The organism is Enterococcus sp. AZ067 (assembly GCF_051715005.1).
GTDB lineage: Bacteria > Bacillota > Bacilli > Lactobacillales > Enterococcaceae > Enterococcus_D > Enterococcus_D casseliflavus.
Genome location: NZ_JBIOSY010000001.1, coordinates 1,315,312 through 1,328,003, shown reverse-complemented (window position 1 = coordinate 1,328,003; position 12,692 = coordinate 1,315,312). Strand labels below are relative to the sequence as shown.

Here is a 12,692-nt window from a genome sequence, read left to right as displayed (position 1 = left end):
TTCTCCACTTTCCTATTCATTCTCTAGATTTAGTTGAGCTTTCAACTCTTTTTGAACTCTTGCTAGTTCTTCTTCACTCACACGTTGATATGAGATGCCGTCTTGCATGAATCCTTCCCCTTGCAACTGATCTTGTTTGATCGTTTGAAAGGCACTGCGATAGTTAAAGGCTAAGGTTCGCATGTCATCGAAACTCATATCTGTTTTCATGTTTTGCTCAACAGCATTTAAAATCGTTTGATATTGGGTGATTCCATCAAGACTCAAGACTTTCTTAACGATCCCTTCAACGATTTTCCTTTGGCGCTCCTGACGTCCATAATCGCCGTTTGGATCTTCATAACGCATTCTTGAATAGGCAAGGGCTTGTTCGCCATTTAGTGACGTACGTCCGATAGCAAAATCAAAGCCATCTTGCGAAAAGGTGATTTCATTGTCAACTTCAATGCCGCCAACCGCATCGACTAATTCTTTTAAACCAGCCATATTGATTGATACGTAATGATCGATCGGAATATCCAAAAATTTTTCTACAGTGTTCATTGCCATCGCTGGTCCACCAAAAGCATAGGCATGGTTAATTTTATCTGTCGTCCCGTGTCCAACGATATCAACATAGGAATCTCGTCCAATACTCACCACTGTCGTCTGATTATCTTGTGGGCTGATGGTCGCAACCATCATGGTATCAGAACGGCCTTGTTCGACTCTGCCTAAATCACCGGTATCGATCCCCATCAGTAAAACCGAGAAGGACTCTTGTTGGGATAGATCGACATCATTTTCACGTAGGCGATCTTCTCGATCACGCTCAACTGATTGATAGGTTTCGTTAATTGAGTTTGACACATCAAAATATAGTTTAGCAGCAACACCGATCAATCCGATGACTAACACTGCAACGATTGAAAAAATAATTAGAAAGATCTTTTTTCCTTTTGACATTTGCTTTCCTCCAGTTATCTCTTTTTTCTTTGATACATGTTTTCAATTAGTAGACAACGTCTGAACTTTGATCTGTCCAGGTGCCGTCTCCTGCTGATGTATCCTCTGAATAACTTTCCGTTGAAGCGGGGGGTGTATACGTGCTGTATCCTGTGTACCCCATTTGGGTAGCGACTTTGTCTGCTAATTCGGTGTATTTCTCTTTCAATTCTTCATTGCGAACTTTGCTGATACTGTCGACTGCACTCAGGTATTTTTCTAAGGTGACTTCACTGGTCACCTCATCCCCATCAAGCATTTCATCAAAAGTTTCTTGTAATTTTGCAATGCGGTCCAATTGGGTATCCGCATACTCTAAATAGGAAACAACTAACTCTTTCCATTTACTGTCTTCAAAAAAGCTCAGATTTTCACGGACATTCCCAACATCCGTTTCTTTTAGATCGGCTCTAATGATGACATCATTCTCAGCACTTTGCCAATTTGAAACGCCTTCAGTAAATAAGGCTTCCGTATCCGCTTGTACTTTTAATTTTGCCTCGATGTCTTTTAGTTGATCATCAAGGGCGGCTTTTTCTTGTTGGATCTCGACTGACTCACTTGGTAATGCATCATCATCGATCCCATAATCGTCTGCAGATACTTTCACTGCAGAAAGTTTTGCGACTGTTTTAAGAACGTCTTCCTCTTTAAGATCTTTTCTTAAAAATGTTTGATCCTCGTTGCTGTATAATTCAGCAATTTCATTAGACAACTCATTGATGCGATCTTTTTCGCTGGCAATCGCTGTCTGTGCGTATTCGACTCGCTGCTGATATTGCCTTTGGTTATTTTGTCGGTAACCAATGAAACATATTGCAACTGCGCCAATACCCACGGCTAAAACAGTCAAAGTCTTTACTAACGGCTTTCCCATGAACACACTCCCTACTTCAATTGTGCTTGTTTAAGCATGCTGCCTTCGTCTCACATAATAAAGGCAATTCTAGTTTATTATAAGAGAAATGTATCATTAAATAAAGGAAATTCCTGTTTTTTCTTTTTTAAGGTATATTTTTCATCAATAAAAGACTTATATAATAGCAAACATCAGTTATTTTAAATATCCATAAATAACGTGTAGCATACTTGACAGTTTTTTTAAACCCTCTTTTTAAATAATGAATAATTCAGTGATAATCGTTGTTCTCATAGTCTTTGAGAGTTGTCACATCATAGAAAAATAACCTCAAGTGATTATATTCAATCATTTTCTCAACATCTTTTCATTATAAATAGAAAACATAAGAATTTCAGAAAGAAAAGTTAAATGCTTTTGTTGTTATTATAAATCGGTTGAATAAAACTGAATATTTTTCTTGGGGCACATAGGGTTTCCTTCGCGGTTACTATTTAATTACACCAATCGTTCCTGTTAAAATTATAAGTTATCTTCCCCAAACTGACTTTCCCCCTCAATTCCGCCCTTTCAACTTCTATCGGTTTATTTTAAATATAGTTAATCATTCATTTTTTATTTTATCGTAATAAAACTATCCCCCCTCTCTTACTATTCAATGCCAGTCAATTTCCTTCTTTGCACTGAAAAAACGTGTTTCTACCTATATATATGCCGATCATCAGTTGATTTATAGAAAATGCAAAAAATCTTGCACAGGCTCAGGTATAGATTTCACCAACCGATGAAATACGTGATTTGTTTTTTCTTCCCTATCTTCTTTAAGATGAATAAGTAAGATTTGCGATTTTATTCATGAAAGGAGCCACGTCTTGAGAAATTTTCAAATTAATTTTATTACCAACACAGCAACGATTCGATGGCTGAAAATTTTGATGGCATTCGAGAAAAATTATCAATGTTCGACTCAAGGTTTGGCAAAGATTTCAGGAAGTACCACGCGAACGATCGTAACGGACATAACGGATCTCAAAGAGTATTTTGGCGACTGTTTATCGATCGACTCTTCTCATAAGGGGTATATTTTTTCAATCAAGCAGTCCGCTGTGTATTTAACGAAAAAACGTGCGCTGATTGCCGATGAGATTTTGTTCCATATCATCGAAAGTATTTTCCACAATGATCTTTATAGCTCATCGGAATGGGCAGAGAAATACCATATATCAGAAAGCACCGTTCTTCGCTATTTGCGGAAGGTGCAACCTATTTTTTCTTTCTATCGTTTGGAGATCCAAACCAATCCTATTTGCTTTCTTGGTGAGGAGATCAATATTCGCAAGTTTTTCCATGATTTCTATTATGAATCGGAAATTACTGCCCATACGATCTTTCCACCGATCGCCATCCAAAATATCACTGCTAGTGCTTTTTCAAGATGTTATCAACTCGACCAGCATGCTTGTTCATTTGGTGAGTTCAATTATTACTTGTATATCACCTTTGAGCGCCATTTTGCAGGTCAACGTATCGAGTTGCCTAAGCAAATTAAAAAACTATTTGAGCAATATAATGATTTTCAGCTATTTTCTGAAATCAACGAGGCAATGAGTGAACAATACCAAAAAGAACTTCCCTATGAGGAAGTCCTTTATTTGTTCTTATTGGTGAAAACCCGTCGTTCGATCAGCAACTTGGCGATCGAACAAACCTTTTGTAGAGAGTATAATCATTGGCCTGAAATCAAGCAGCTTACGGCAGCCTTTGTCAAGGATTGCTTGCCAGATACACAAGATAGCGCTCGCGACCGACTCTTAGTAGAGTCCTTTTTTACGGTAGCAAAAATCAAGCAATTATTATCCCCCTTATTAAATCATATGATTTCTGATACCGTTCAATTTGTCGAAGAGGCGTATACGGACGATTACCATCTATTTAAAAACTATCTGTTGACGCAACCATTAGCTAGAGAAATTTGGGACAGTAACACACTGGAGCACTTAGGAACGAGTCTTACGATGTACGTTACTTCTATTAAATCTTTGTACTGGCAAGCCAAGAAGAATATCGCTTTTTTGTTCGAAGGCCCCTTTTATTTATGCCAATTATTAAAATGCAAATCTGTTCGTTATTTGCGCAGTTCTCGGACCTTTTATTTTCCGGACTCCAATGAATTGTCGGCAGGCTATTTGGAAAAAAATCAGATTGATTTGATCGTTACCAACTATACGGAATACATTACCGAATATGCCCAAGACATTGATTATTTGCTATTCAAAACCTTCCCTGATGAGCACGACTGGGAAGCTTTAGAGGAAACGCTAAATGCTAATTTCAATCCTTGATCAACGAACATTCGCCGTTTCCCGTTTCCCTCGATCTGACCAAGCTATTCAAAAAATGCTCCTGAGAATGAGTGTAAGAGCTTGTGAGCAGTTTAACAATAAATCCAGAGCCTATCGCTTATGTCGTCACTGACGCAGCGATAGGCTCTCTTCTTATGCCTTCCTACATTAAAAGCAAAAAAAGAAGCAGCCACTTCATTCAGTGAGCTGCTTCTTGTTAGTTGATTGATTAATCGAGGATCGTTACTTTTACTTGACGACGGCCCCATTGGATACATTGTGCGACGTTATCAAAGTGAACATCAATGATATTTCCTTTGATCGCGCCACCAGTATCAAGCGCTAATGCTACGCCATAGCCTTCAACATTGACTAAGGTGCCTAACGGAATCACGCTTGGATCAACGGCAACTGCCATTGGATTTTTACGTAAGTCTGTACCACTTGCTGTAAAGAAACTAGAGCCAGCTTCTTTATACGAGTAAGCAGTTGATTCCATCATCAATGTCCGACCGCTGCTTGTATTGCTGTTGTTATTACTGTTGTTACTTGTATTGCTTGAGCTGTTAGTTGAGCTATTGTTACCGCTTGAAGAGCTGCTCGATGATGAGCTGCTGCTTTCAGTCGTATTGCTGCTCGATGAAGCAGACGCTTGGGATTCAGAAGCGCTTGAACGTTCAGCAGCTTGGGCTGCTTCTTTTTCAGCTTTTTCTTTCGCTGCTTGTTCCGCCGCTTCTTTGGCTGCTCGTTCTTCTGCTGCTTTTTCAGCAGCTAAGCGAGCTGTTTCAGCTTCTTTGCTGGAAGCGATTTGTGCCAAGGTTGCTTCGTTTTCTTTCAATTGGGCTTGTAGATTCGCAATTTTTGAATCCAATGTTTTGGCTTCTGATTCTAATGCGGTTTGATTTTCTTTCAATGATTGCTGTGTAGACTGTGCTTTTTCTTCTAAAGCTTCCAGCTTTTCTTTTTCTGCTGTCAATGAATCGATCTTTTCTTTTTCCAAGTTTTGTAACATCGTCATCGCATAGGCACGATTGATAAAATCTTGGATGTTGGATGATTCTAATAGTACCGTCCAGTCTCTGGTAGCCCCGCCATTGACTTGGATGTCTTTCATACGTTCCGCAACGACAGCTTCACGCTTTTCAATTGTTTCTTGTGCAGTTTTGATTTCTGCTTTGGTTGTTGCTAATGATTCTTCATTTTCAGCGATTTGAGCTTTTAGCTCTTCTACCTCACTGTATTTCGCATTCACATCAGTCAATGCAATCTGCACTTCCGTACTGATTTCCTGACTTTGCTGCATGACGGCACTTTCTTGCTCTTGCAATGATTCAAGTGACTCAGCCTGCGCAAAGATTGGAGAAACGATTCCTGCCGCAAAGACAGCGACAACGATTGTTCGTAGTTTCTTTGCCTTCAAAAAATTCCCTCACTTCTCACTATGGTTTCCAACATATCCTATTATACAAATTCTTAAGAAGAATTTTATTGCAGGACCTTTACAATTTGTTACAAATTATCGTAATAGTGGGTGTTTTAATCGTCTTTTTCAACTGAAATCAGTCAGAAGTGGGAAGAATCAGCATTGATAAGGGTTTATTTTTTGTAATCTTACCGTAACAAACCTATTTTTTCTTACGGATCGCTTCAATAAATCGAGACAATTCCTGACTGCTTTTTATCTGATTGATTTCTAACTTTTGAAAGTTTTTTAAGAGTCTTCTTTGATGGAAATTCAATCTCGGTAGATTCTGTTTTAATACGCGCCATTCTTCTGGAAACGCTGCGAAGCGCCCTTGCCAATCGTTTTTATATTGCTCAATATTTTCAGCCAATTCTTTTTTGTGCTGTTCAAAGGCTTGATTGACCTGTTGCACCGCTTTCTGAAAGGCAACCAAGTTAGCTAGGGTATAGCCCATATCAAAAGAGAGAACCATCAATAAGAAAACTGGCAATAAGAATCCTACGCGAGCACTCAATGTTTGAACAATCTCCAGCATTTGCGGATGAACAAATCGAACAATGAGCACACAGCACACGCCCCAAAAAAGAGAAATCGGCAATGCCACCCGTCCATTGATATTTAATGGGACTTCTTTATAATCCCACCATGAGGCATGAAAAAAACGCTCAAGTAAATAACTTGTCACATATTCAAGCACGGTAACCAACAACGCTGCCGCAAAGAACAGTGGAATCACTTGCTCATGCAATGGCCGCAATAAATAGACAACGCCAAGAATCCCAAAGCCGTAGATGGGTGTGATGGGACCAACAAGGAAGCCCCGATAAACAAAGTGCTTGGCTTTTAGTGAGCAATAAATGGTTTCCCAAAGCCAACCGATAAATGAGTACAAGAAAAATAATAAAATGATCCTTTCAAATTGAACCATACCTATCCGCTCCTTTTCAAACTGTCACAATGATCTGTGCAATCGTACTTGTCATCACAATCATACCACAAATCAATCAGTCTTATTTTGAATCAGTGCAGTAGCTTATTCCCTGTTTGAACGTTCTTTTTTCGTTGCTTATTGATCACCAAAAATAATTGATGGGTGCACTTGTTCTTTCAAACTATAGCCACATAGTTCTTTGTTGAAGGTAAAATGATCTTGTTCCACATTTGCAATGATCTCATCTTCGGAAAATCCGTGAAAATCGTAGTCATTGATGTAACTGCGAAGTAATACTAATTTTGCATCGATCAAGAGAACTCTTTGGATATCCATCCAAAAAGCCATGTCTTTATTTTTCAATATTTTTTTCAATTCTGCTTCCTGTGCTAACCAGTACGCATAGACTGATGGCATTTCACCTTTAATGGTTTCAGCAGATAATCCTTCTCTCATTTTTACTAGATACTCATTTACTGATTGATAAAACAATTTCCTTCCCCCTAGTTCCATTATTTTTAAACGTAGATCTTATGTTTCTTCTATTCCTCGCCGCTTTGAGCTATCTTTCTCTATCCGGCTGTCGCTGATGTCGCCCTACTTTTTGTATCGAAAGAAGCCATAGCATTTCGCAACAAAATTCTGACAATTATTCAAAACAAATAGATAAATAAAAAACACACTATTATTTTATAGATATAACCGACACAATTTTTAACTTCACTATTCTTTTAATGCTTCCTTTCTTTTCTAAAGCATAGCAAAAGTCGCCCCGTATTTATAATCAACTTTTGCATCAATCTAAGAAAAAAGTGAAAATAAGCGGTAACAGTCAGTTATTTCGGCTTCATTTTTTTAAATTTATTATTTAACAATCCTTTATTTTTTTCTTTTCATGCAGTAACTGAGAATATTTTATTGCGTTATTTCCTTTCCTATTATACGATTAACTAAATAATGTTGGTTATTTGAAAATAGAAAACAAAGGGGAACGTGAGAATAATGAGAAAAAGTGTTGTTTTTAGTTTATTGGGGTTCACACTTCTTTTTGCTGGCTGTACGCCAAAAGAGGAGAAACCAACTTCAGAAAGCACAGAAAATGCAAGCGCTACAAGCTTATCTATGACTTCGTCAACAGAAGTCGCGCAAGAGTCGACGGGCTCTTCCAGCGAAGCGGCTTTACCGAGTTCGGAACAAACCATCACAGGCGTGAGTGGAATAAACTATACCATCGATTTGCCTAGTAATTGGCAAGAGGTACCCGATTTCACTTCATTGAATCCTGACAATGATTTCATGTTGTCAGATGCGTTAGAAACGAAATACTTAGCTGCAGTCGTTGAATCGAAACAAGATTTTGCCGATTTAGAAACTTATCTCGGATTGGTTCAAGAAAATTTGGCAACAAGCTTCGATACGACCGCCACCTTTTTACCAATTCCTGACACGAAGGCCTATTTCGTTGATTTCCCAGCGACAGTTGAAGGGCTAAATATCCACTATATTTATTATGTACTTGAAACCGACAATAATTATGTTCAGTTGTATGGTTGGACGTTAGAAAGCTTATACGACTCTTCAAAAGACGAGCTAACAGCGATCATGAACAGCTTCAAAGAAGAATAAACAAAACATCTGGAACCATTTTGGCAAATAGCCGCAAAAATGGTTCCAGATGTTTTTTCATTTTATCTACGGACTACAAGACGCTGTCCTACAAGAATCAATGAGCCAGAAAGATTATTCCACTGCATCAACTGATTCACAGTCACACTGTAGCGTTGCGAAATGCCCCATAGAGTGTCTCCCGAACGTACGGTATAGGTGGTGCTGTTTGATGAGGAAGTGTTCGTTTCTTGAACATACGCTGCACTTACCCAGCCACGCCCTTCAATTCGATACCAGACGTTGTTGCCATTCACACTGGTTCCGGTCTTTTGCGCAACCGCGCGAAAAGAGGAGTTGTTTAACAAAGAACCAACAATTCTGGCACTGGTAGACGCATCAGAGCGAATATTCAATGTTGCGGTTGTACGAAACTCTTTGTTGATGCTTTGCTCAGAGCTATTACTTCCAGCGTTCACTTCTGTCACGTACGTAGCACTCACCCAGCCGCGTCCTTGAATTCGATACCACACATTGTTGCCGTTGACACTCGTTCCTGTCTTTTGAGCGACTGCTCGAAATGTCGCATTACTTGCCAAGGAGCCAACAACAGAAGCGCTAGTCGATGCATCTGAACGGATGTTCAAGGCAGCAGTTGTGCGGAACTCTTTGTTGATGCTTTGTTCGGCATTGTTGTTATTGTTGTTACCATTATTATTGTTGTTATCATTCCCACCCGTATTCGATGAGATCTCCGTCACGTGAGCAGCACTTACCCAGCCACGTCCTTGAATTCGATACCACGTCGTATTGCCGTTCACACTGGTACCAGTTTTTTGCGCTACTGCTTCAAATGTCGCATTGGCAGCCAATGAACCAACGATCGAGGCGCTAGTGGAAGCATCCGAACGGATATTGAGTGCTGCATTTGTTCTGAATTGCTTATTGATCGCCTGCTCAGAATTGTTATTGTTGTTATCATTTGAACCGCCACCACTTGATGTATCGTACTGGGTCAAATTGTGCGTTTCAATCAAGTTGTTTAGCTTACTTGCATAAGAAGTATCGGTGGCATAACGTCCTTGCAGCCATTGAGTCGCGTCACGATAAGAATTTGTATTAGACTTCCATGCCCCATGGTAGAAGAAAACACCCGGCGAAAATGAGGTAGTTCTCAAAACGTGCGCATTGTCTTGAAAAGATTCTTTTAATGAGGGGTATTTACGAAACCTAGCAATAATCGGATAGAGATTGCCATTCCCGTCATCTTCCATGGTTTGCATCTCTACAAATTGTCCATTGTAAGATCCCTTGATACCAAACATATTATTTGCAAGAGTGGTCAGCGTGGATTGCCCCCAACCTGATTCTAAGATCGCTTGGGCAATCATGACCGAAGCGTAGAGGTCATTTGCCCCGGCAACTTCTTGTGCCATTGGTCCTACTTGCTGAATAAATGCTTGCTGATTGTTGGAACGTGCCATTGGATTGTTGTAGTTGGGCATGACCTTCGTTTCAATGGCGATCCGCTCTTCTTCTGACAGAACAGGAATGTCACGATCGATTTCTGCTTCATTCTGTTCAGAAGCATCATCTGCTGGTTCATTTTCGGGTACGTCTTGAATTTCTACTACATCCGAACTTTCAGCTTCTGATGATTCGGTACTATCTTGCGTTGCTGGTGATCCCTCGTTCACTTCTTGATCTTCTACAATGCTCACGGAATCTTGCGTCGATGTGTCTTGGGTTGACTCTGCTGTTTCAACTACTTGAACACCATTTTGGGTTTCTGCTGACTCAAGTGTATCTGCTAAGACATTCATCGGCAAAATATTCACCGTACTAACAAGTGCAGCGGTTGCCGCCGCACTTTTACGGTAAAGAAGCCCTCTTTTTTGTTTCTTCGCACGATAACGAAGCTGTTTTCTTTCTTCCATTTGTCTCTCCTTAAAACTACAGCTAGCTACTTCTTACATTCTTACTGCAAAGCTAGGTGTAAAATGAGCGGTACTGCCAACAGAAACATTTTGTCCTGGGCGTGGTGCATGAATGTATTGTCCGCCACCTAAAGCAATGGCTACATGATAGGTGCTGCCTGATGAACCCCAGAATAATAGATCTCCTGGTTGTGCTTGGCTAACGGAAATCACTGTACCTGCTGTTTCTTGTGGTACCGTCCATCCACCTATATCTCTCCCTGTTACTTGTAAAAAGACATAGCGAGTAAACCCAGAACAGTCAAAGCTGTCCGGTCCTTTGGCACCCCAAACATAGGGTTTTCCGATATGCTTATAAGCTTCTGCCACGATTGCAGCCCCATTTGTTGATGCTGGTGCAGAAGGTGCTGGCGGCGTCACGATCGGTGCTGGTGACGGAGCAGGCGTTGGCGCTGGTGTTGGTGTAACGGGCGTCGGTGCTGGCGTTGGTGCAGGAACCGCAGGTGCACTGTCCGCTGGCGTCTCTGGTGCTGCAGGTGTCACTGGTGTTTCTGGCTCTTGAATTTCAGGTGTATCTACTGGTGCTTCTTCTGGAGCCTCTGGTGTTTCAACTGGTTCAGATTCTTGCGTTTCCTCTGGCTGCGTTTCTGCTGGTGCTGCTGGCTCTTCCACTGGCGCTTGGCTCTCTGTTTCTGCGTCAGCTTCGGTGCCCTCTGCTTGAACAGCCGCTTCATTCAAGGCTGCTGCTTCCGCTGCTGCTTGTTCTGCCTGCTGTTGCGCCGCTTGTTCCGCTTGGGCTTGTAAAGCAGCAACGCGGGCAGCTTCTTCACGAATTCTTGCTTGCTCCGCTTCATAGGCTTCTTTTTCAGCACGCAGCTGTTCTTTTTCTTCTTCTTTCGTTGCTTCTTCGTAGGCTAACTGACTAACCAAGACATTTAATTCTGCTTGGCTTGCTTCCAAGACACCTTTTTGTGCTTCCAGATGGCTCTGTGCTGCTTGCAATTCTGCCACTTTTTCTTGTGATTCCGCACGCTTTTGTTCAACTGCTTGTTGGTCGGCTTTTTGTTGTTCGATCACTTCATTATTCGCTCGAATGATCGTCGTCATCGCATGGACCCGCCCCACTAGATCACTGACAGAATCAGCTTCTAGTACGGCTGTTAGAAAATTGTCGCCTTTTCCATTGACTTGTGTTTCTCTGGCTTGCTTTTCGATGTTTTCTGAGCGTTTGGCAATCCGCTCTTCTAACTGATTGATTTCCTGATCCAATCCTTCGATCGCTTGCAACAAATCACTTTGCTGCGCTAAAATGATTGCTGCTTCTTGATTTAATGAATCAATTTCTGCAGACAATCCATCAATTTCCCCTTGTACGCTTTGACGTTGCTGTCTCAACTGATCAATCTCGTTATTTTTTTGTTCGATCAATTGATCGTGATTCGTAGCAAAAACGGTCACAGGTCCGCCGAATGATGACAATACAATGCCACACATACACACTGTTGCAAAGATTTTCTTCTTCATCTGATCCTCCAAATTCAATTTTAAAACTTTTTTTTCATTTATTTGACCATTTTCATTTTACCATAGTTCAGCAGCAAACCCAATCCGTAAGCGATTTACATTTTAGTTACACAAATAAACTCTGTTTTTTTATTGCATGTTCCCCACTCCTATGCGATCGCCCCCCCTAGTGAATCCCTATTTATCAACTGTTCAAGAAAACTTCATAGAAAAAGTCCTTTTTCTTAAGAAAAAATAAATAATGTTGTAGATTTCACTTTGATTACATTAATTTTCTGCAAAATATGCTTGATTCACAAAATTTTAAACAGACGAAAAAAGCTCCTTCCTAGTGTTTTCTAGAAAAGAGCGTGCTTTTTTTGTCTGTATTATGCGCGATAGGGGAGTAGTTGTCTCATTACGGCGATTTGGTCATCAATGGTCTGTTCTGTGATGTGACCGGTCAGAGCCAAAATCCCCAATCCTTCAATCACGAACATATAGTTTTCTGCAATCACTGCCAAGTTTTCATCTTTTAACACGCCTTGCTGAACGCCGACTTGAAAGATCTCATGGATCGTCCGTTTCGTCTCAGAAAGTTGTGCTTGCTGCAGGGAACTGGAGGCTTCGGTTTTATGCGTATAGTAATACTCGTAGACGGCTCGCAGCATACCGTCAGAAATGCTGTGGAGTAGACGCTTGCGATGGTCGGAAAAATATTTGTTTAAAATCGTTTCAAAGGGCACTTGCTCCATGATCATCTCTCGTACATCATCAAATTTTCGTTTGGAGCGCTGCTCTAACACTGCCAAAAAAATCTCATCCACCGAACGAAAGTACAAATAAATGCCGCCGCGACTAATGCCGCACTCTTCGATAATGTCCTTCATTGTCGCATCAATCAAACCTTTCTTACTAAAGACGACTTTGGCACTTTCAAGAATCAAATCACGCTTTTGTTGTTTTTTCTTTTCCGCTGTAGTCAATTCGCTCTGCTGCTTCTTCGCCATTTTTTTGGCTCCTTTCATCACATTATTAATGACACTCGTGTCATTTTGTTGTATAA

General features: G+C 40.6%; 10 protein-coding genes. 2 read left to right on the top strand and 8 right to left on the bottom strand.

Annotation, left to right across the window (positions count from 1 at the left end):
- Positions 1-12 precede the first annotated feature (12 nt).
- On the bottom strand, positions 13-945 hold the full coding sequence (locus tag IGI82_RS06275; RefSeq protein WP_074931990.1) for an LCP family glycopolymer transferase: 933 nt from the start codon (positions 943-945) through the stop codon (positions 13-15).
- A gap of 46 nt (positions 946-991) precedes the next feature.
- Positions 992-1,861 carry a hypothetical protein gene (locus IGI82_RS06270; protein ID WP_074931993.1) on the bottom strand — a complete coding sequence of 290 codons (870 nt, stop codon included), beginning with the start codon at positions 1,859-1,861 and terminating at the stop codon, positions 992-994.
- Positions 1,862-2,715: 854 nt separating this feature from the next.
- Here IGI82_RS06270 and IGI82_RS06265 point away from each other — a divergent pair.
- On the top strand, positions 2,716-4,185 hold the full coding sequence (locus IGI82_RS06265; protein WP_438841898.1) for a helix-turn-helix domain-containing protein: 1,470 nt from the start codon (positions 2,716-2,718) through the stop codon (positions 4,183-4,185).
- A 229-nt stretch (positions 4,186-4,414) separates the two neighbouring features.
- Here the strand turns inward: IGI82_RS06265 and IGI82_RS06260 are convergent, their stop codons facing one another.
- The 3 genes from IGI82_RS06260 to IGI82_RS06250 all read right to left on the bottom strand — a co-directional run bounded on the left by IGI82_RS06260 (position 4,415) and on the right by IGI82_RS06250 (position 7,094).
- Positions 4,415-5,605 (bottom strand): 3D domain-containing protein, encoded by a 1,191-nt coding sequence (locus IGI82_RS06260; RefSeq protein ID WP_438841897.1) that lies wholly within the window; start codon positions 5,603-5,605, stop codon positions 4,415-4,417.
- 205 nt (positions 5,606-5,810) lie between these two features.
- Positions 5,811-6,578: a putative ABC transporter permease gene (locus IGI82_RS06255; RefSeq protein WP_005234965.1), complete on the bottom strand. Its 768-nt coding sequence runs from the start codon at positions 6,576-6,578 to the stop codon at positions 5,811-5,813.
- 138 nt (positions 6,579-6,716) lie between these two features.
- Entirely contained in the window at positions 6,717-7,094 is a 378-nt protein-coding gene (locus tag IGI82_RS06250; RefSeq protein ID WP_005234961.1) for a DUF7006 family protein, read from the bottom strand.
- Positions 7,095-7,583: 489 nt separating this feature from the next.
- Between IGI82_RS06250 and IGI82_RS06245 the strand changes: the two genes are divergently transcribed.
- Positions 7,584-8,207, top strand: a complete 624-nt coding sequence (locus IGI82_RS06245) for a hypothetical protein (protein WP_438841896.1) — start codon at positions 7,584-7,586, stop codon at positions 8,205-8,207.
- A gap of 62 nt (positions 8,208-8,269) precedes the next feature.
- Here the strand turns inward: IGI82_RS06245 and IGI82_RS06240 are convergent, their stop codons facing one another.
- From IGI82_RS06240 to IGI82_RS06230, 3 genes are all read right to left on the bottom strand, one after another.
- On the bottom strand, positions 8,270-10,123 hold the full coding sequence (locus IGI82_RS06240) for a glucosaminidase domain-containing protein (RefSeq protein ID WP_438841895.1): 1,854 nt from the start codon (positions 10,121-10,123) through the stop codon (positions 8,270-8,272).
- Positions 10,124-10,156: 33 nt separating this feature from the next.
- A complete protein-coding gene (locus IGI82_RS06235; protein WP_438841894.1) occupies positions 10,157-11,647 on the bottom strand; it encodes a PcsB-like coiled-coil domain-containing protein in 1,491 nt (496 codons plus the stop codon).
- A 368-nt stretch (positions 11,648-12,015) separates the two neighbouring features.
- Positions 12,016-12,636 (bottom strand): TetR/AcrR family transcriptional regulator, encoded by a 621-nt coding sequence (locus IGI82_RS06230; protein WP_074535069.1) that lies wholly within the window; start codon positions 12,634-12,636, stop codon positions 12,016-12,018.
- Positions 12,637-12,692 lie beyond the last annotated feature (56 nt).